Raw genomic sequence first — 18,748 nt, 5'->3', positions numbered from 1 at the left:
GGATCGACGGGCGGCACGGCCCCGGGGCCGCCCCCGGACGACGGCGCAGCGGTCGAGGTCGGTGCAATCCACGATGGTTCGGGCGCCGTCTCCGTACGCGGCGCCGGATCCGACGGCGCCGCCGCACCCGGCGCCGTGGAGCCGTCCGAGAACACGACGACACCCGACTCCGCTGTGGACGGCGGCCCGCCCGCGACGCTGCCGACGGCGGCCCGCCCGCGACCGTCCCGGTCAGGTCATGCGCCGTCCAGGCGCAACGGCCTGACGCCAGCACACGACCACGACCACACCCGGATCCGCGGCGGCTCGACGTGACGACCCGGCGCCTCGGTCGCATGGAGGTCCGCGGACCTCAGATCTCCCGCAGGTACCAGCCGGTCGTGCCGTTGGTCAGGTAGAAGTACTCGGACTCAGTGACGACGCCCATGAAGAGCGACCCGGAGGGGGAACTGATCTGGGTGCCGGCCGGGTCGGGGCCCATCCGGCAGTCCGTACCCGGCGGCGATCCGAAGTCCAGTTCCAGGGTCCAACCCGGGTGCGGTGGCAGCTGCCGGACGACCGGATACTCGATGGTCCCGCAGTGCGTGTCCGCGCGGGCCGACCCGGGCCCGAAGGTGAGCACCATCCGGGCGTCGTCGTCGGGGCGGTAGCGGCCGCTCCCGGTGTCGGTGAACAGGAAGGCCAGCTCGAAGGACCGTCCGTCGAGCTCGGCCAGCGACGTCGGCGGCGCCGGGACGACCGGGTCGGCGGCACACCCGGCGAGCACCACCGCACCCAGCGCCGCCCCCAGCACCGTGGTCAGCACGCCCGCCCGTCGCTTCATGCAGTTCGGACGCATTGGCCCCACCCGGGGGTTGCACCCCGGTTCAGGACCAGCCGATGTCCCCCGCCCGGTCGAGGAAACGGCCCGACCCGTGCCCCGGCCCCTCGGTGGCCAGCGCGACCACCGCGTCGGTGCCTTCGGTGACGCTCTGCGGTCCGCTGTGCCCGTTCAGGTCGGTGGCGGTGTAGCCGGGGTCGACGACGTTGATGCGGACGTCCGGCAGCGCCTTGGCGTACTGGGTGCTCAGCATGATCAGCGCCGCTTTCGACGAGGTGTAGGCCGGCGCCACCACCTGTGACTCGATGCGCGACGCGTCGTGGGTGATCGCCAGTGAGCCCAGCCCGCTGCTCACGTTGACGATGACCGGGTCGGCCGACGTCCGCAGCAGCGGCAGGAACGCCGTGGTCGTCCGGACGACGCCGAGCAGGTTGACGTCGAACACCGCGGCGACGTCCGCGGCGGTCAACGCCTCGGCCGGGATCTGTCCGCCGGCGATGCCGGCGTTGTTGACGAGGACGTCGAGCGTGCCCTCGTGGGCGGCGACGTCGGCGGCGGCGGCCGCCACCGACGCGTCGTCGGTGACGTCGATCTGCACGAAACGGGCGCCGAGCGCCTTTGCGGCGGCGGTCCCCGCCTGCGGGTCGCGGGCTCCGAGCAGCACGGTGTGGCCTTCGGCGATCAGTCGGCGGGCGGTCTCGTGGCCGAGACCCTTGTTGGCTCCGGTGATGAATGTGGTGGTCATGCACCCATCGTGGGCACGTCGGGCCGGTCGCACCAGGGACGGCCCGACGGTAGGAACAGCGGTACCACCCGGGACGGACCGCGGACCCGCACACTCGGAGGATGACCACGACGCCCGCGGAACTCGGCACCACCCTGCGGGCGTGGCGCGACCGGCTGTCCCCGGCCGCCGCCGGCCTGCCCACCGGCCACGCCCGCCGCGCCCACGGACTGCGCCGGGAGGAGCTCGCCGAGCTCACCGGCATCTCGGTGGACTACGTGGTGCGCCTCGAGCAGGGCCGCGCCACCACTCCGTCGGCCCAGGTCGTCGCGGCGCTCGCCCGGGCGCTGCGGCTCACCGACGCCGAACGCGACCACCTGTACCGGCTGGCGGGCATCGCACCGCCGACGCGCCACGAGGTGAGCGACCACATCGCGCCGGGGCTGCAGCGGGTGCTGCACCGGCTCGGCGACGTCGCCGTCGGGGTCTTCGCCGCCGACTGGCAGCTGATCTGGTGGAACCGCGGCTGGGCGGCGCTGCTCGGCGATCCGACGGCGGCGCCGCCGGCGCTGCGCAACTTCGCCCGGGACACCTTCCCGGTCGACGGCGACGTCCGGCAGCTGTCGCACTGGCCCGTCGTGTCGGATTCCCACGAGCGGGTGGAGGCGGCGGTCGTGTCCGACCTGCGCGCCGCGACCGGCCGCTTCCCGCACAGCCGGCGGCTGGCCCGGCTGGTCCGCACGCTCGACGACGGCAACGCCCGGTTCGCCGAGCTGTGGGCGGCCGGGGCCGTCGGCAGCCACCGGGAGGACCACAAGGTGGTCCACCATCCCGCGGTCGGACCCGTCACGGTCGACTGCGACGTGATGACCGACGCCGACGCCGAACTCCGGGTGGTCATCCTCAGCGCCGCTCCCGACACCGAGGACGAGACGAAGCTGCGGCTGGCCATGCTGTCCGGGGTCAGCGCGCCCGTCTGACCTCCGGGCACCACGCCCGACCGTCAGGCGTTCTGCGCGTCCCGGGCCAGCGCCAGGATGCGGGACGTGGCCCGCAGGTACTTCTTCCGGTAGCCGCCGCGCAGCATCTCCGGGGTGAACAGCTCGCCCAGCGAGCCACCGCTGGCGCTCACCGGGATCGACCGGTCGTAGAGCCGGTCGATGAACGTCACCAGCCGCAGGGCCACCGACTGGTCCGGCGCCGGCCGCACGTGCGACAACCCGACGGAGCCGATGCCGTCGAGCAGCCGCCCGTACTTCGACGGGTGCAGCTTCGCCAGCTTGCGGCACAGCGCCTCGAAGCCGTCCAGGCTGCTGTCGCCGTGGGCCGCGGCCTCGCCGGCGACCAGCTGGAGCTGCGCGTCCGTCATCGGCGGCGGCGCCTCCGCCAGGCCCTGGTGCCGGAAGTCCGGACCGTCGACCCGGATGGTGGCGAACCGGGACGACAGCGCCTGGATCTCGCGTCGGAAGTCCTCGGCGGCGAACCGGCCCTCACCGAGCTTGTCGGGCAAAGTGTTCGAGGTCGCCGCGATCGACACCCCCGCCTCGGCCAGCTCGCCCAGCAACCGCGTCATCAGCATGGTGTCGCCGGGATCGTCGAGCTCGAACTCGTCGATGGCGATGAGCCGGTGGTCGGCCAACCGCTTGATGGTCGGGACGAACCCGAGCATGCCGACGAGCTGGGTCATCTCGCCGAACGTCGCGTACGCCTTCGGGCCGGGAACGGCGTGCCACAGCGAGGCGAGCAGGTGGGTCTTGCCGACACCGAAACCGCCGTCCAGGTACACCCCGCTCGCCGCCGCGGGCGCGACCGTCCGGCGGAACAGCCCCTTCTTGGCCGGCGGCGCGGCGATCTTGTCGGCGAACTGCTCCAGCGCGGCCAGCGCCGCGGCCTGCGACGGCTCACCGGGATTGGGGCGGTAGGTACTGAAACGCGCCTCGCCGAAGCGGGGCGGCGGGACCAGACCGTCGATGAGCTCGTCGGTGCTGATCACCGGCTCGATGTCGACCAGATGGACGAGGGACATGCCAGCAACGTAAACGACGGCCCCGGACGCCCCGACCAGATGACCGGTGATCTTGCCGACTGGTGCCCGGCGCGGGGCGCGGGGTCGGTGCCCGGTGCGGGGCGCCGGTCGGTGCCCGGTGCGCGGCGCGGTCGGTGCCCGGCGCGGGGCGCCGGTGGGTGCGGGGCGCGGTCGGTGCCCGGTGCGCGGCGCGGTCGGTGCCCGGTGCGCGGCGCGGTCGGTGCCCGGTGCGCGGCGCGGTCGGCACCCGGTGCGCGGCGCGGTCGGTGCCCGGTGCGCGGCGCGGTCGGCGCCCGGTGCGCGGCGCGGTCGGCGCCCGGTGCGCGGCGCGGTCGGCGCCCGGTGCGCGGCGCGGGGCGCCGGTCGGCACCCGCGCCCCGCCCGCCGCGAGCACCGCCATGATGGAAGGGCCGAGCCCGCCCCCGCCGTCAGGAGCACCCGTTGTCCGTCCGACGCCGTCCCCCACCGATCGTGGCCCGGGTCCGTCGGCTGGTCGCGGCGCTCACCGGCGCCGCCGTGCTCGCCGGCTGCACCGTCGGACCCAGCAGCCGCCCGGATCTGGCCGTCCACGGCGGCGGCGCACCCGTCGGCCCGACCACCGCCCCCGCGCTGCCGCTGGGACCGGGAGGCCCCGGCCGCGAGGCGCAGTTCGTCGCCGACTGGCACAGCTGCGACGAGCTGGACGCCCCGGTGGCCGGGGCCGGGACGTTCGAGACGGGTTGCACCCGGATGCTGGTGCCGCTGGACTACGACCAGCCGGGCGGCACCGACGTCGTGCTCCAGGTGGCCCGCGCGCGCACACCGGGCCTACCGGCGGACGCCCCCACGCTGGTCGTCCTGGACGTGGACGGACCCCTGGAGGCCGCACTCTCGGCCACCGGCCGGATCGCGAACCTCGCCGCCGGGCTGCCCGCGACGCTCACCGCCCGGTACCAGATCGTCACGCTGGACATCCGGGGGACGCCCGCGTCCGGCGGCGGTACCTGCTGGCGGGACGAGCCGTTCCAGTACCTCTACACCCTCGCCGCCGACCAGACCGCGTCCGACGCCGGCGCCGGCCTGCTCGACGTCACCCGCGCCTTCACCTTCGGCTGCCAGGACTACATCGGCCCCGACATGGTCTTCTTCGGCACCACCCAGGCCGCCGACGACCTCGACTCGCTGCGTGCGGCCCTCGGCCGGGACACCCTCGATCTCCTCGGTACCGGCTACGGCGCCACGCTCGGCGCCGTCTACGCCGACCGCTACCCGGGGCGGATCGGGCGGGCCGCCCTGGACTCCCCCACCGACCACGGCCGACCGCCGTCGGAGCGGGCCGTGTCGTCGGCGACCCAGTACGAGCGCGCCGTCCAGGCGTTCTACGCCGACTGCGCCGCCCAGCCGTCCTGCCCGCTGGGCGCCGACCCGGCCCGCGCGGTGACCGACGCGCTGACCGCCCTGGACGAGGCCGACGGCTTCGGCGACGACCTGCAGCCCCGGTCGTCGGCGGTGCTGTGGGCCATGGTCATGGCGCTGCCGGACCGGGGGCGGTGGACCGACCTGGCCGATGCGGTCGCCGACGCGGCGGACGGTCGCCCGGGGACGCTGACCGATCTGCTCGACGCGCTGCTGGACGAGCCGCGGGCGGCGGAGTCGGCGCGGATGATGATCGCCTGCAACGACTCCGACGAGCGGCTCGCCGACAGCGACCTGCCGGTCAGGTTCACCGACGCCGCGACCGCCGCACCGACGTTCGGCTCGTTCCTCGTCGCCCTGTCCAGCCTGTGCCGGCAGTGGCCGACCCCGGACTCACCCCTGACGACCCTGCGCGCGGAGGGCGCCGCACCGCTGCTCGTCATCGGCGGCGTCGACGACCCCGTCGCGCCGTACGTGGGGGCGGAGGCGGTCGCGGGGCAGCTGGCCTCGGCGTCGCTGGTCTCCTACCAGGGGCCGCGGCACGGCGGCTACGGCACGAGCGACTGCGTCACCTCGGCGGTGGACGCCTACCTGCTCGACGGCACCCTCCCCGCGGCCGACACCCTCTGCCCGGCCTGACCCGCGCCGGACGCCCCGTGGTGCATCGACGCACTGCGCAGCGCGATCCGGCTACCGTGGGCAGCATGACCCGCTCCGTGAACAAGACCGACGCCGAGTGGCGCGCTGAGCTGACCCCGCAGGAGTACGCCGTGCTCCGCCAGGGGGGCACCGAACGCGCGTGGACCGGCGAGTACACCGACACGACGACGCAGGGCACCTACGTGTGCCGGGCCTGCGGCGCCGACCTCTTCACCTCCGAGGCGAAGTTCTCCTCGCACTGCGGCTGGCCGTCGTTCTACCAGCCGACCGACGCGGACAACGTCGAGCTCATCCAGGACAAGACGCACGGCATGGTCCGCACCGAGGTCCGCTGCGGCACCTGCCACTCCCACCTCGGGCACGTGTTCAGTGGCGAGGGTTACCCGACGCCCACCGACGAGCGCTGGTGCATCAACTCCATCAGCCTCAAGCTCCGCCCCGCCCAGGCCTGACCCGTTCCGGCAGCCGACCCTCGACGGTCGGCTGCCGCGACCGGCGCGCCGGTCCTCCTGCTCCCCGGGCGGTCCGCCCGGCGTGGTCCGCCCGGCTCTGTCGGTGCGGTGTCCTACCCTTCCCGCATGCCTGCGAGCCGCGTGACCGGCGCCCCGGATGCCGCCCCCGGCACCGCGGCGCCCGTACCGTCGGAGTTCCTCGAGGTGGTGGCCGCACTGTCGGCTCTCCGGGTCCGTCCCGAGATCGAGCTCAGCGAGCTACCGGCCCCCCAGCGCCTGGCCCCGCACGCCCACGCCATCGCCGCCACCGTGCACGACACGGTCACCGACATCGAGATCGGCAGCGGTCGGTTCGTCATCCTGTATGACCCGGAGGGAGTGGCCTCCTGGGGTGGGACGCTTCGCTTCGTGATCTTTGCCACCTGCGACGTCGAGGGCGAGATCGCCCGCGATCCGCTGTTGCCCGACGTCGGCTGGAGCTGGCTCACCGAGTCCCTGGACGGCTGCGGCGCCGAGCACACGGCGCTGGGCGGCACGGTCACCGCCACCTCGTCGGTCCGGTTCGGCGACATCGCCGGCACCGAGCGCAGCGATGACGTGGAGATACGGGCCTCGTGGACCGGTGTCGAGGGTCCGTGGGCGCGTCATTTGGCGGCATTCACGGGGTTACTCGCCGTGGCCGCCGGCCTCCCCCCGGAGGGCGTCGCTCCCATTGGTCCGATTCGCCCGGGTTCCAGGGCGTAGATCGACAGCGGAAACATGATCATCCCTGGATCATCAGGGGCCCCGTTCACCGATTTGGCGGATACGGGGTTATTGTTTACACGTACTTTCGACCGCCCGTCACCTCGCAATTCCGGTCGGTCACCGCAGTGCCGAGACGCCCAGCCAGACACCGAAACACCGATCCCGAAGTCATCGAAACAGCCAGCGCTCCGCGCAAGCCGGAAGGCCGTGCGTGGCCCCCGATGCGTAGGTACAGAACGGAGCAGGGTCCACGATGTCGACTCTTGATCTTGGCGACAGCCGGGTTCGCCGTGCGCCCGACCTGCCGGCGACGAGTGCCCTCCCGGGTCCGCGCGCCGCGATGGACGATGCACCGACGCCCCAGTGGCGGTCCTCGTCCGTGCTGCTGGTGGACCCCGACCCGATGACCCGCGAATCGCTGCGCAAGACGTTGCTGCAGGTCGGGATCGGCCGGGTCCGTGAGGCCACGTCGCCGGAACAGGTCCGTGACCTCATCTCCGAGAACGCCACCGGCGACCTGGCCCTGGTCAGCCTCGCCCTCGGCTCCGGTGCGGGTCCCGTCGTCCAGGCCCTGCGCGACGCGGGCTGGGCCAGGGTCGTGGCCCTGGCCCCCACCGCCGACATCGGACCGGTCATCGACGCCGTCGGTTCCGGGGTGCACGGCGTGCTCATCGGACGGCGCGCGAATCCGGCCGCGGCGAATGTGCCCTCCGCCATCCACGAATTGTCGGCGCGCGAGGTGGAGGTCATCCAGCTCGTCGCGGAAGGCCGCTCGAACAAGTGGATCGGCGATCAGCTGTCGTTGTCCGCATTGACCGTGAAGAGTCACCTGGCGCGAATCGGGCGCAAGCTCGGAACCGGTGACCGCGCGCACATCGTGGCGCTGGCCCTCCGAGCCGGTGTCGTTTCCTGATACGGCCTCATCTGTCGAAAGTGCTTCGGGCGGCAACGCCGCTGGTGTCGACGATGAGGTCGAGCGTCTCCCCTCTGCTGCGCGGGGTCCGGTAGCCGCCGGCGGCGGCACGAACGGTGCCACCGTCCACGCGGGGGCAGACACCGCAGCCGCCGCCACCCCCGACGCGGTGGCGGCCCCCGCCGGCCCGCCCCCGGTGCCGTTGCTGGTGCCGCGGGACGGCACCCTCACGCCGCTGACCGACCCGATCGAGTTGCAGCGCCTCGCCACCCGGATGACGGGCTCGGGCGACGCCGGACCGGTCGCCCTGGACGCCGAGCGCGCCTCCGGGTTCCGGTACTCCGCCCGCGCCTACCTGGTGCAGCTGCGTCGCGCCGACGTGGGCAGCGTGCTGATCGACCCGATCCCGCTGCGTGACCTGGAGCCGCTGCAGCCGGCGCTGGCGCGGTCGGAGTGGGTGCTGCACGCCGCCAGCCAGGACCTGCCGTGCCTGGCCGAGATCGGGCTGCGCCCGCGGACGCTGTTCGACACGGAGCTCGCAGGTCGCATCGCCGGACTGCCCAAGGTCGGGCTGGGCCCGCTCGTTGAGCAGATGCTCGGGCTGGGGTTGGAGAAGGGCCACGGCGCCGCCGACTGGTCCGTCCGGCCGCTGCCGGCGGCCTGGCTGAACTACGCCGCGCTCGACGTCGAGGTCCTGCTGGAGCTGCGGGAGGCGATGATCTCCGAGCTCGACGCCCAGGGCAAGCTCGACTGGGCCCGCGAGGAGTTCGCCGCGCTGGTCGCCGCCGCACCACCGGCTCCGCGGGTGGATCCGTGGCGGCGGACGTCCGGCATCCACAAGATCCGCGACCGGCGGGCGCTGGCGGTCATCCGGGCGCTCTGGCAGGCCCGGGACGCCTACGCCTCGCAACGCGACATCGCCCCGCACCGGGTGCTGCCGGATACGGCCATCGTGGCCGCGGCGGTCGCCGCCCCGACCTCCGTCGCCGACCTGGTCGCCCTGCCGCTATTCGCTGGTCGGGGCCAGCGCCGTCAGGCCGACCGGTGGATGGCCGCGATCGCCGCGGCGCAGCGGCTGCCGGAGTCGGCGCTGCCCCCGACCAAGACCCCGCTCGACGGACCGCCACCGCCGGCGCGGTGGAAGGAGAAGAACCCGGACGCGGCCGAGCGGCTCGCCGCCGCCCGGCAGGCGCTGACCGCACTCGGCGAGGCCGTCAAGGTGCCGCTGGAGAACATGTGCTCCCCGGAGCTCGTGCGCCGCGTCTGCTGGTCGGGTGCGGGATCGCAGCGGGAGATCGAGCAGATCCTCGCCGACGGCGGGGCTCGGCAGTGGCAGATCGCGTTGGTCGCCGGCCCGCTGGCGGGCGTCGTCGTCCGCTGAGCCGGCCGGCGGTCGGGCCCGGCTGCGCGGTCTCGTGAGGGGCGGTTACCGGGTGAGGCGCGGCGACCCACCCCACCCGACCCGGGCGCTGCGTTCACCGGACCGGGCGCGGCCCCACGGCAGCTCGGCAGCACACCGCCACCGCGGACCGGCGGCCCGCACCAAGCCCCACAACGACCCCGGATCCACCCGCCCGGCCGTAAGTTACCGGTCAGTAGCATTGTGCCGAGCGACCGCCTAAGGTCGGATCGACCGTGCCCGTCGACCCGCGTCACCGCTGACGCGGCGGGTACTCGCAGCGAAGAGGAAGCGAGCCACCGTGTCTGCCGCCCCGTCCTCCCCACCGTCACCGCCCGTCGCGGCTCCCGCCACGGCGACCGCGACCACGACCGCCACGGCGACCCCCGCCGCCCCCCGGAGCCTGCACGACGTGGTCTTCGTCGACGGCGTCCGCACCCCGTTCGGCAAGGCCGGTGAGAAGGGCCAGTACGCCGGCACCCGCGCCGACGATCTCGTGGTCAAGGTCATCCGTGAGCTGATTCGCCGCCACCCCGAGCTGCCCCCGGAGCGGGTGGACGAGGTCGCGATCGCCGCCGCCACCCAGACCGGCGACCAGGGCCTGACCATCGGCCGCACCAGCCTGCTGCTCGCCGGTCTCCCCCAGTCGGTCCCCGGCTTCGCCATCGACCGGATGTGCGCCGGCGCGATGACCGCGGTCACCACCACCGCCTCCGGGATCGCGGCCGGCGCCTACGACGTCGTCATCGCCGGCGGAGTCGAGCACATGGGCCACCACCCGATGGGCGACGGCGCCGACCCCAATCCCCGGTTCATCGCCGACCGGATCGTCGACCCGTCGGCGCTCAACATGGGCACCACCGCGGAGAACCTGCACGACCACTTCCCGGAGCTGACCCGCGAGCGCGCCGACGCCTACGCCGCCGCCACCCAGGACCGCTACGCCCGGGCCTGGGCCGACGGTCAGATCGAGCCCGACCTCGTCCCCGTCGCGACCGCCTCGGCGACCGGCTGGGGTCTGGCCACCACCGACGAGCTCCCCCGCCCCGGCACCACCGTGGAGTCCCTCGCCGGCCTGCGCACCCCGTTCCGCCCGCACGGCCGGGTCAGCGCCGGCAACGCCTCCCCGCTCACCGACGGCGCCACCGGGTGCATCCTCGCCTCCGCCCGGACCGCCGAGGAGCTCGGCCTGCCGGTCAGGATGCGGATGGTCACCTTCGCCTTCGCCGGCGTCGCCCCAGAGACGATGGGCACCGGCCCCATCCCGGCGACCGAGAAGGCGCTGCGCAAGGCGGGTCTGGGCATCGACGACATCGGGCTGATCGAGATCAACGAGGCGTTCGCCGTCCAGGTGCTCGCCTTCACCTCGCACTTCGGCATCGCCGACGACGACCCGCGGGTCAACCCCTACGGCGGCGCCATCGCGATGGGCCACCCGCTGGCCTCGTCCGGGGTCCGGCTGATGACCCAGCTGGCCCGCCAGTTCGCCGAGCACCCGGAGGTCCGCTACGGCCTCACCACCATGTGCGTCGGGCTCGGCATGGGCGGCAGCATCATCTGGGAGAACCCCGCGTTCGACACCGAGGGAGCGTCGGCATGACCACGACCGGGCAGTCCGTCGACCTCACCCCGATGTTTCCCGACGAGGTGGTCACCCATTCCCTGCTGAAGCTCATCACCGTCCCCGGGGTGAACGGCCGGGTCGCGCTGATCACCATCGACAACGGCCGCGACCACACCCGGCCCAACACCTTCGGCCCCCGCGGCCTGGCAGAGCTGGGCGAGACCATCGACGCCGCGATCGCCGCGCAGCCGACCGCCATCGCCATCACCGGCAAGCCGTTCGTCTTCGCCGCCGGCGCCGACCTGTCGGGTCTGGGCTTCCCCGACCTGGCCGCCGCCCGCGCGATGGGCGCGCTCGGACAGGACGTCTTCGGCAAGCTCCGCCGCTCGACGGTACCCACGTTCGCTTTCGTCAACGGCGTCGCCCTCGGCGGCGGCCTCGAGCTCGCACTGCACTGCCACTACCGGACCCTCGCGTCGAACGCGGCGATGGTCGCATTCCCCGAGGTGTTCCTCGGCATCCTCCCCGGCTGGGGCGGCACCCAGCTGCTGCCCCGGATCGCCGGTCCGGCGAACGCCGTCACCGTCATCATCGAGAACCCACTCAGCCAGAACCGGATGCTCCGGCCCGCCGACGCGGCCCGGCTGGGGGTCGTCGACGTCGTGCTCGACGCCGCCGACCACCTCGAGCAGTCGCTGCGCTGGCTCGCCGACGTCGTGAACGGGCGCGTCACCGTCGACCGCCCAACCGCCTCCGAGGACGAGTGGGCGGCGGCCGTCGCCCGCGGCCGGCACGTCATCGCCGCCCGGACGAAGAACGCCACCCCCGCCCCCGGCCGGGCGCTGGACATGATCGAGCTGGCCCGTACGAGCGAGATCGAGGCCGGCCTGCAGACCGAGGGCGACGCGCTGGCCGAGCTCATCATGAGCCAGGAGTTCCGGGCCGGCATCTACGCCTTCAACCTCACTCAGAAGCGCGCCAAGCGGCCGGCCGGCGCGCCCGATCGCGCCCTCGCCCGGCCGGTCACCAAGGTCGGCGTGGTCGGCGCCGGCCTGATGGCCACCCAGTTCGCGCTGCTGTTCGCCCGCCGACTGCACGTGCCGGTGGTGCTCACCGAGATCGACCAGAAGCGCCTCGACCGCGGCCTCGCCGGGCTCCGCCAGGAGATCACCACGCTGGCCACCAAGGGCCCCATCAGCGTCGACGAAGCCCACCGGCTCGCCGCCCTGGTCACCGGCACCCTCGACCACGCCGACTTCGCCGACGCCGACCTCGTGATCGAGGCGGTGTTCGAGGAGATCGAGGTGAAGAAGCAGGTGTTCGCCTCCATCGAGCGGCACGTCCGCGACGACTGTGTGCTCGCCACCAACACCTCCGCGCTGTCGATCAGCGCGATGGCGGGCGTACTGCGGTATCCGGAGCGGTTGCTCGGCTTCCATTTCTTCAACCCGGTGGCGGTGATGCCGCTGGTGGAGATCGTGCGCACCGCACACACCGACGACGCCTCGCTGGCGACGGCGTTCGCGCTGGCGAAGAACCTGAAGAAGGGCCCGATCCTGGTCGCCGACCACGCCGGGTTCGTGGTCAACCGCCTGCTGCTGCGCTTCATGGGCGAGATCCTGGCCGCCATCGAGGAGGGCACCCCGCCGGACGTCGCCGACACCGCGCTGGACCCACTCGGGCTGCCGATGACCCCGATCATGCTGCTGCAGCTGGTCGGCCCGGCCGTCGCGCTGCACGTGGCCGAGAAGCTGCACGAGTCGTTCCCCGAACGGTTCGGGGTCAGCGCCAACCTGCGCCGCACCGTCGAGGCCGGGCAGCGGACGCTGGTCACCGTCGACGACCGGGGGCACCAAACCGTGGATCCCGCGGTGCTTGCGCTGTGGACGATCGGCGACTCCCCGTCGACCGGCGAGCAGGTCCGGGAACGGGCCCTGGCCGCACTCGCCGTGGAGATCCGGCTGATGCTCGCCGAGGGCGTGGTGTCCGACCCGGCCGACGTCGACCTCGGAATGCTCACCGGCGCGGGGTGGCCGTTCTGGCTGGGCGGGATCACCCCCTACCTGGACCGCACCGGCGTCTCCGAACGCGCCACCGGACGCCGCTTTGCCGCGCCCGGCGTCGCGACGCTGCCCGCCTGACCCGGCCCGGCCCCGCCCGCGGCGACGGCTCGATCCACCCGTCGGGCGGGCGTCGTCGTCGACGCCCGCCCGGGGGTAACCTGCGGACGTGGCGGAGGTGCGCTTTGCGGGGGTGTCGTTCAGCTATCCGGGCTTTGCCACGCCCGCGCTCCGCGAACTCGACCTGACCGTCCGGGCCGGGGAGTTCCTGTCCGTCGTCGGGCCGTCCGGCTCGGGGAAGACCACGCTGCTGCGGCTGCTGTCCGGCGTCGACACCCCGACCGGCGGTGAGATCCTCATCGACGGCCGGGTGGTGAACCGGGTTCCACCGATCGAGCGCGGCGTCGCGACCGTGCCGGCCCGGCCGTCGCTCTACGGGCACCTGACCGTGGGCCAGAACATCGGCTTCTCGATGAGCATCGCGGGCGTCGCCGCCTCGGTGGTGAGCGCCCGGGTGGTGGACGTCGCCGGCACGCTGGGGCTGCAGCGGCTGCTGAACCGCACCCCGCAGTCGCTCAGCCAACCCGAGCGGCAGGCCGTCTTCCTGGCCCGCGCCCTGGTGCGGCCGTCGGCGGTGCTAGTGCTCGACGAACCGCTGGCCGCGCTCGACCGCGACGACCGGCAGCAGGCCCGCGCCCAGCTGGCCCGGCTGCGCACCGGCACCGACACCACCGTCCTGCACGTCACGCAGGACTTCAACGAGGCGATGACGCTGGGCGACCGGGTCGCCGTGCTGGACGGCGGCCGGCTGGTGGAGCTCGGCGTCCCGCTCGACGTCTACCACCGGCCCGAGACCCTCAGCGCGGCACGGTTCTTCGGGTCGCCCCCGATGAACACCCTGGACGCGGTGGTGACACCGGAGGGAGCCAGGGTCGGCGACCTGCTGATCCCGGTGCCGGCCGCGCTGGGGCTGCCCGTCGGGGCCGGGGTCGTGGTGGCGATGCGGGCGGAGGCGGTGCACCTGCTGCCCCGCGGGGCGACCCTGGCCGTCACCGGCGCCGAGATCACCGGCAACTCGGCGTCGGTCCGCGGCACCCTCGTCGACGACCCGCGGCGGCAGACGCTGGTGGTCCGGTGCTCGATGCGCGACCTGCCCCGGACCGGGGACCGGGTCGCCGTCGACGTGCTCGACGACGACCGCGTGCTGTTCTTCGACCCGCGCAGTGGCCGCCGGCTCTGACCGCGCCTGCTTCGACGACGCGGGGTCCGGCGGCGGATCCGGAGGTGCTCAGTCCCCCGGGCGGACGTACTGGCTGACCCACAGGGTCGGGATGACCTCGATGTCGCCGGCCGGCCGGAAGCCGTGGCCGAGGTAGAGCTCCCGGGCCGGTGCGTTGCCGCTGCCCGTGCTGACGGTGATCTGCACGCCACCGGCCCGTTCGATCAGCGACCGCAGCAGGGTCGATCCGACGCCCTCCCGGTGGCGCGGCGGGTCCACGACCAGCCGGTCGATGTCCCAGCCGTCGGCCACCTCGGTCCACGCCAGGGCGCCGACGAGGTCCGGTCCGGAGTAGGCGCCGACCCAGTGCACCGGTGCCGCCCGGACGTCGTCGACGGTCTCGTGCAGCGGCGGGATGCGGTCGTCGTCGATGAGCGCGGCCTCGACCCGGTAGGCGGCCTGCTGCAACGCGTGCAGCCGGACGGCGAGGGCCTGGTCGGCTGCGGGGTGCAGGTCGTCCAGCCGGTAGCGGGCGGTCACGGGGTGGGTTGCTCGGCGGTCACGCGGCTGGCGACGCGCTCGGTGATCCACCGGGCCACCGCCTGCGCCGACAGGCCGGCGTCGACGAGCAGCTCGGCGCGCGGCCCGGGCTCGAGGAACTCCTGCGGCAGCCCGAACACCGCGACCGGGACGTCGACCGCGCGCAGCGCCTCGGTGACCGCGGCGCCGATGCCGCCGCGACGGCCACCGTCCTCCAGCGTGACGACGAGCTGGTGTGCCGCGGCCAGCGTGGTCAGCGCGGCCGGCACCGGCAGCACCCATCGCGGGTCCACGACGGTGACGCCGATGCCCTGGTCGGCGAGCCGGGCCGCCACCTCGACGGCGGTGCCGCAGAACGCGCCGACGGCGACCAGCAGCACGTCCTGCGGCAAGCCGTCGGCGGGTCGGGCGAGCAGGTCCATGCCGCCCTCGGTGCCGACCGCCGGGATGGTGTCCGGCACGGCCCCCTTCGGGAACCGCAGCAGTGTCGGCCCGTCGGAGACCGCGAGCGCCTCGTCGAGTTCGGCCGCCAGCGTCACCGCGTCCCGCGGGGTCGCCACCCGCAGCCCGGGGATGATCGCGGCGAGCGACAGGTCCCACATGCCGTGGTGGCTGGGGCCGTCCTCACCGGTCACGCCGGCGCGGTCGAGCACCACGGTGACGGGCAGCCCGTGCAGGGCGACGTCCATCAGCAGCTGGTCGAAGGCCCGGTTGAGGAAGGTGGCGTAGACCGCGACCACCGGATGCACCCCGCCGAGCGCGAGCCCCGCGGCGGAGGTGAGCGCGTGCTGCTCGGCGATCCCGACGTCGTAGAGCCGACCCGGGAACGCGGCGCCGAACGGGTCCAGCCCGGTGGGACCGCTCATCGCGGCGGTGATGGCGACGATGTCGGGGCGCTCGGCGCCGGCGCGGACCATCTCGCGGCCGAACACCGACGTCCAGGTCGACGCCGACTTCGCCAGCGGCAGGCCGGTCTGCGGGTCGAAGGCGGGCGGCGAGTGGAAGCGCTCGGCGTCGTCCTTCTCGGCCGGGCCGTAGCCGTTGCCCTTGCGGGTCAGGCAGTGCACCAGGATGGGCCCGCCGAACTCCTTCGCGCTGACCAGCGCCTTCTCCAGCGCCTCGAAGTCGTGGCCGTCGATGGGGCCGACGTACTTCAGGCCGAGGTCCTCGAACATGCTCTGCGGGAGGAAGAAGTCCTTGGCGGCGCGCTTGACCGCGTGCAGCGCCTGGTAGAGCGGTCGGCCCACGACCGGCGCGGTTGGCAGCCGGCGCTTCACCTGGCCCAGGGCGCGCTCGTACCCGGGCCGGGTCCGCAGGGTGGCCATCTTCTCGGCCATGCCGCCGGTGGTCGGCGCGTAGGAGCGGCCGTTGTCGTTGAGCACGATGACCAGCGGCCGGTCCTTGGCCGAGGCGATGTTGTTCAGCGCCTCCCAGGCCATCCCGCCGGTGAGTGCCCCGTCGCCGATGACCGCGACCGGGGTGCGGTCGCGCTCGCCGCGCACCTGGAACGCCTTGGCCATGCCGTCGGCGTAGGACAGCGAGGTCGACGCGTGCGAGTTCTCCACCCAGTCGTGCTCGGACTCGGCGCGGCTCGGGTACCCGGACAGGCCGTTGCGGGTGCGCAGCGTGTCGAAGCGGTCGGCGCGGCCGGTGACGATCTTGTGCACGTAGGCCTGGTGACCGGTGTCGAAGACGATGGGGTCACGCGGCGAATCGAAGACCCGGTGCAGCACCATCGTCAGCTCGACGACCCCGAGGTTGGGCCCGAGGTGGCCGCCGCGGCGGGACACCCGGTTCACCAGGAACGACCGGATGCGCTCGGCGAGGTCGGTCAGCTCCGTCGGGTCGAGTCCCCGCAGGTACGCCGGAGAGAGATCGGAGGGCAACGGCGCGTCACTGGTTGGCACATTTCGACGGTACCGGGTCGGCGCGTCCCCCGGCGGCCCGTACACGCCTGATCACGGTCGGGTGATGCACCCCCGGCGGACCCGACGACGTCACACGATCTTCTCGGCGACGACCTCGGAAGTTCACCCTGTTGCCGTAGTTTACGGATCATGACAGGCCGGTTACTGGGCTTCCGACAAGCGGAGTCCCTCCTCCGACACGGCGCGGCACCGCTCGTGATCGGTCACCGGGGAGCCAGTGATCTGGCTCCCGAGAACACCCTCGCGGCCTTCCAGGCCGCGTGGTCGGCGGACGTGGAGTGGATCGAGACCGACGTCCAGCCCACGGCCGACCTGGTCCCGGTGCTGTTTCACGACGACACGCTCGACCGGATCAGCTCCGTCGTCGGGCAGCTGCGGTCGAGCCGGCTCACCGAGGTGGCCGCGCTGGACGCCGGCAGCTGGTTCAGCCGGCTCCGCGGCGTCGAGGACCTCAGCGCACTGCGTATCCCGACGATGCACGAGTTCCTCAACGCGCTGCCCGCCACCGGCCGGGTGCTGCTGGAGATCAAGGGCCCGCACACCGACGACGAACTGGTCATCGAGCTCGCCGTCATCCGCGCGACCCGCACGATGGACCGGGTGTGGCTGCAGAGCTTCGAGCTCGACGTGCTGGCGCAGCTGGCCGGCTACATCCCGCACTGCTGGCTCGGCCTGCTCCGCGACGACCTCGACGACGACCCGGTCGCGCTGTGCCGCGAGCACGGACTCGCGTCCTACCACCCCGAGTACACCGCGCTGCTGGCCCGGCCCGGCATCGTCGACGACCTGCACGCCGCGGGCATCTCGGTCGTCACCTTCACCGCCAACGACGAGGCCGACTGGGAACGGCTGACCGACCTCGGCGTGGACGGCATCATCACCGACCGCCCGGCCACCCTGCTGGAGTGGCAGCGGCGGCGCTGACCCCTCAGTCGACCGGGGCGTCCACCGGCACGAACCGCGCGATGGCCTCGAGGTGGTGGGTCTGCGGATACGCGTCGAAGGCCCGGACGGTGTCCAGCCGGTAGCCGCCGGTGGCGAGGAACGCGGTGTCGCGCGCCAGCGCCGCCGGATCGCACGCCACGTAGACCACGACCCGGGGCTTGCGGCCGGCGATCGCGTCGCAGACCTTCCGGCCGGCGCCGGTGCGCGGCGGGTCCAGCACGATGGCGTCGACCGGGCCGGGCAGCGTCCCGACCACCTTCTCGACCATCCCGGACTTCACCAGGGCCTGCGGCAGACCGGCGAGGTTGTGCCGGGCCAGCGCGGTGGCGGTGCGGTCCAGCTCGACGGTGGCCACGGTGCCGGTCACGCCGACCGCGTCGGCCAGGAACGCGGCGAACAGCCCCACCCCGCCGTAGAGGTCCCAGGCGGTCCCGCCGGTCAGGTCGTCCGGCAGCAGGTCCATCACGGTGTCCACGTACGTCGTGGCGGCCGCCGGGTGGGCCTGCCAGAACCCGTCCGCGGCGACGGCGAAGCGGCGGCCCTTGACGGTCTCCCACACCACGTCGGCGTCCGCGGCCCCGGCCTCGGTGACGTGCTCGGTGCCGTCCTCGCCCATCGTCAGCACCATCTCGAAGGCGTCCTCGGGCGTGAGGTCCGGCGCGAGCTGCTCCGCGACGTCCACCGCGAGGGTGGACAGCCCCGGGGAGGCGATCAGGCACGGCGCCTCGGGGCCGACCGGCACCAGGGCCGCCGACCGCTGCACCCGGGGGCCGAGCAGCGCCCGGCCGTCCTGCAGCGCCAGTCCCCAGCGGACCCGGGTGCGCCAGCCGAACCCGTCGCCGGGCAGCGGCTCGACGGCGCCCACCCCGGCCGGCAGGTCGACCGTGGCCAACCGGTGCAGCTGCTCCTGCAGCACTGTCGTCTTCAGCTCCCGCTGCAGTTCCGGGGACGCGTGCTGGAAGTCGCAGCCACCGCAGCCGCCGGGGTGGAAGTGCACGCACGGCGGGGTGACCCGGCCCGGAGCGGCGACGTCGATCTCGATCGCGTCGGCGCGGCAGAACGATCCCGACTTGGCCTCGGTGATCCGGGCCCGGACCCGCTCGCCGGGTAGCGCGTGCCGGACGAAGACCACCCGGCCCTGGTAGCGGGCGACGCAGTGGCCGCCGTGCGCGACCGGCCCGACCTCGAGCGCGACCACGTCCCCGGGTGCCAGGTCGGAGGCGTCGACCGCGGTGGTGGCGGCATCGGCGACCGCCGGGGTCTGCGGGGTGTCGGGGTTCAGGTCGGGGACTTCAGTACTGATGACGGATCCGCTCGGTCGGCGTGGGCGTGACACGTCAGTCTAGGACCGGCCGG

At 73.8% G+C, this 18,748-nt stretch carries 16 protein-coding genes; 10 read left to right on the top strand and 6 right to left on the bottom strand.

The window, feature by feature from the left end; translation table 11 throughout:
* Positions 1–352: 352 nt before the first annotated feature.
* Both DB033_RS01355 and DB033_RS01350 read right to left on the bottom strand, forming a co-directional pair.
* Complete coding sequence (locus DB033_RS01355; RefSeq protein ID WP_157970440.1) at positions 353–823, bottom strand: hypothetical protein; 471 nt, start codon at positions 821–823, stop codon at positions 353–355.
* 43 nt (positions 824–866) lie between these two features.
* Entirely contained in the window at positions 867–1,565 is a 699-nt protein-coding gene (locus DB033_RS01350) for an SDR family NAD(P)-dependent oxidoreductase (RefSeq protein ID WP_111765122.1), read from the bottom strand.
* A gap of 101 nt (positions 1,566–1,666) precedes the next feature.
* On the opposite strand from DB033_RS01350, the gene DB033_RS01345 reads away from it, so the two are divergent.
* Positions 1,667–2,524 (top strand): helix-turn-helix domain-containing protein, encoded by an 858-nt coding sequence (locus DB033_RS01345; RefSeq protein ID WP_111765121.1) that lies wholly within the window; start codon positions 1,667–1,669, stop codon positions 2,522–2,524.
* 23 nt (positions 2,525–2,547) lie between these two features.
* Here DB033_RS01345 and zapE read toward each other — a convergent pair whose 3' ends face one another.
* Entirely contained in the window at positions 2,548–3,570 is a 1,023-nt protein-coding gene (gene zapE, locus DB033_RS01340; RefSeq protein ID WP_111765120.1) for a cell division protein ZapE, read from the bottom strand.
* A 441-nt stretch (positions 3,571–4,011) separates the two neighbouring features.
* On the opposite strand from zapE, the gene DB033_RS01335 reads away from it, so the two are divergent.
* From DB033_RS01335 to DB033_RS01300, 8 genes are all read left to right on the top strand, one after another.
* Complete coding sequence (locus tag DB033_RS01335) at positions 4,012–5,604, top strand: alpha/beta hydrolase (RefSeq protein ID WP_157970439.1); 1,593 nt, start codon at positions 4,012–4,014, stop codon at positions 5,602–5,604.
* Positions 5,605–5,669: 65 nt separating this feature from the next.
* Positions 5,670–6,077, top strand: coding sequence for a peptide-methionine (R)-S-oxide reductase MsrB (msrB, locus tag DB033_RS01330; protein WP_111767144.1), 408 nt, complete (start codon positions 5,670–5,672; stop codon positions 6,075–6,077).
* 126 nt (positions 6,078–6,203) lie between these two features.
* Positions 6,204–6,821 carry a DUF3000 domain-containing protein gene (locus DB033_RS01325; RefSeq protein WP_111765118.1) on the top strand — a complete coding sequence of 206 codons (618 nt, stop codon included), beginning with the start codon at positions 6,204–6,206 and terminating at the stop codon, positions 6,819–6,821.
* A gap of 343 nt (positions 6,822–7,164) precedes the next feature.
* The gene (locus DB033_RS01320; RefSeq protein ID WP_111765117.1) at positions 7,165–7,737 is read left to right on the top strand and encodes a response regulator transcription factor; all 573 of its coding nucleotides are present in this window, start codon (positions 7,165–7,167) and stop codon (positions 7,735–7,737) included.
* Between the two features lie 169 nt (positions 7,738–7,906).
* Complete coding sequence (locus DB033_RS01315) at positions 7,907–9,118, top strand: HRDC domain-containing protein (RefSeq protein WP_111765116.1); 1,212 nt, start codon at positions 7,907–7,909, stop codon at positions 9,116–9,118.
* A 430-nt stretch (positions 9,119–9,548) separates the two neighbouring features.
* Complete coding sequence (locus DB033_RS01310) at positions 9,549–10,736, top strand: thiolase family protein (protein ID WP_420814038.1); 1,188 nt, start codon at positions 9,549–9,551, stop codon at positions 10,734–10,736.
* Positions 10,733–12,841, top strand: a complete 2,109-nt coding sequence (locus tag DB033_RS01305; protein WP_111765114.1) for a 3-hydroxyacyl-CoA dehydrogenase NAD-binding domain-containing protein — start codon at positions 10,733–10,735, stop codon at positions 12,839–12,841. The genes DB033_RS01310 and DB033_RS01305 overlap by 4 nt, the downstream gene beginning before the upstream one ends.
* Before the next feature lie 88 nt (positions 12,842–12,929).
* On the top strand, positions 12,930–14,000 hold the full coding sequence (locus DB033_RS01300) for an ABC transporter ATP-binding protein (protein ID WP_111765113.1): 1,071 nt from the start codon (positions 12,930–12,932) through the stop codon (positions 13,998–14,000).
* 48 nt (positions 14,001–14,048) lie between these two features.
* Here DB033_RS01300 and DB033_RS20470 read toward each other — a convergent pair whose 3' ends face one another.
* Both DB033_RS20470 and dxs read right to left on the bottom strand, forming a co-directional pair.
* Positions 14,049–14,519, bottom strand: a complete 471-nt coding sequence (locus DB033_RS20470) for a GNAT family N-acetyltransferase (RefSeq protein WP_157970438.1) — start codon at positions 14,517–14,519, stop codon at positions 14,049–14,051.
* A complete protein-coding gene (dxs, locus tag DB033_RS01290; RefSeq protein WP_240615679.1) occupies positions 14,516–16,426 on the bottom strand; it encodes a 1-deoxy-D-xylulose-5-phosphate synthase in 1,911 nt (636 codons plus the stop codon). The genes DB033_RS20470 and dxs overlap by 4 nt, the downstream gene beginning before the upstream one ends.
* Before the next feature lie 216 nt (positions 16,427–16,642).
* Here dxs and DB033_RS01285 point away from each other — a divergent pair, with 216 nt between their 5' ends.
* The gene (locus tag DB033_RS01285; protein ID WP_157970437.1) at positions 16,643–17,371 is read left to right on the top strand and encodes a glycerophosphodiester phosphodiesterase; all 729 of its coding nucleotides are present in this window, start codon (positions 16,643–16,645) and stop codon (positions 17,369–17,371) included.
* 4 nt (positions 17,372–17,375) lie between these two features.
* Here DB033_RS01285 and DB033_RS21565 read toward each other — a convergent pair whose 3' ends face one another.
* Positions 17,376–18,728 carry a class I SAM-dependent RNA methyltransferase gene (locus DB033_RS21565; protein WP_276309179.1) on the bottom strand — a complete coding sequence of 451 codons (1,353 nt, stop codon included), beginning with the start codon at positions 18,726–18,728 and terminating at the stop codon, positions 17,376–17,378.
* Positions 18,729–18,748 lie beyond the last annotated feature (20 nt).

The organism is Nakamurella deserti, from assembly GCF_003260015.1.
In the GTDB taxonomy this organism is placed as follows: Bacteria; Actinomycetota; Actinomycetes; order Mycobacteriales; family Nakamurellaceae; genus Nakamurella; species Nakamurella deserti.
Note: the sequence above shows the minus strand (reverse complement) of the source record. Positions and strands in the feature narration are given on the sequence as shown.

Bases quoted from the DNA above. Each gene is read 5' to 3' on its own strand.
- DB033_RS01355 (WP_157970440.1), bottom strand. From the start codon at position 823: ATGAAGCGACGGGCGGGCGTGCTGACCACGGTGCTGGGGGCGGCGCTG.
- DB033_RS01350 (WP_111765122.1), bottom strand. From the start codon at position 1,565: ATGACCACCACATTCATCACCGGAGCCAACAAGGGTCTCGGCCACGAG.
- DB033_RS01345 (WP_111765121.1), top strand. From the start codon at position 1,667: ATGACCACGACGCCCGCGGAACTCGGCACCACCCTGCGGGCGTGGCGC.
- zapE (WP_111765120.1), bottom strand. From the start codon at position 3,570: ATGTCCCTCGTCCATCTGGTCGACATCGAGCCGGTGATCAGCACCGAC.
- msrB (WP_111767144.1), top strand. From the start codon at position 5,670: ATGACCCGCTCCGTGAACAAGACCGACGCCGAGTGGCGCGCTGAGCTG.
- DB033_RS01325 (WP_111765118.1), top strand. From the start codon at position 6,204: ATGCCTGCGAGCCGCGTGACCGGCGCCCCGGATGCCGCCCCCGGCACC.
- DB033_RS01320 (WP_111765117.1), top strand. From the start codon at position 7,165: ATGGACGATGCACCGACGCCCCAGTGGCGGTCCTCGTCCGTGCTGCTG.
- DB033_RS01305 (WP_111765114.1), top strand. From the start codon at position 10,733: ATGACCACGACCGGGCAGTCCGTCGACCTCACCCCGATGTTTCCCGAC.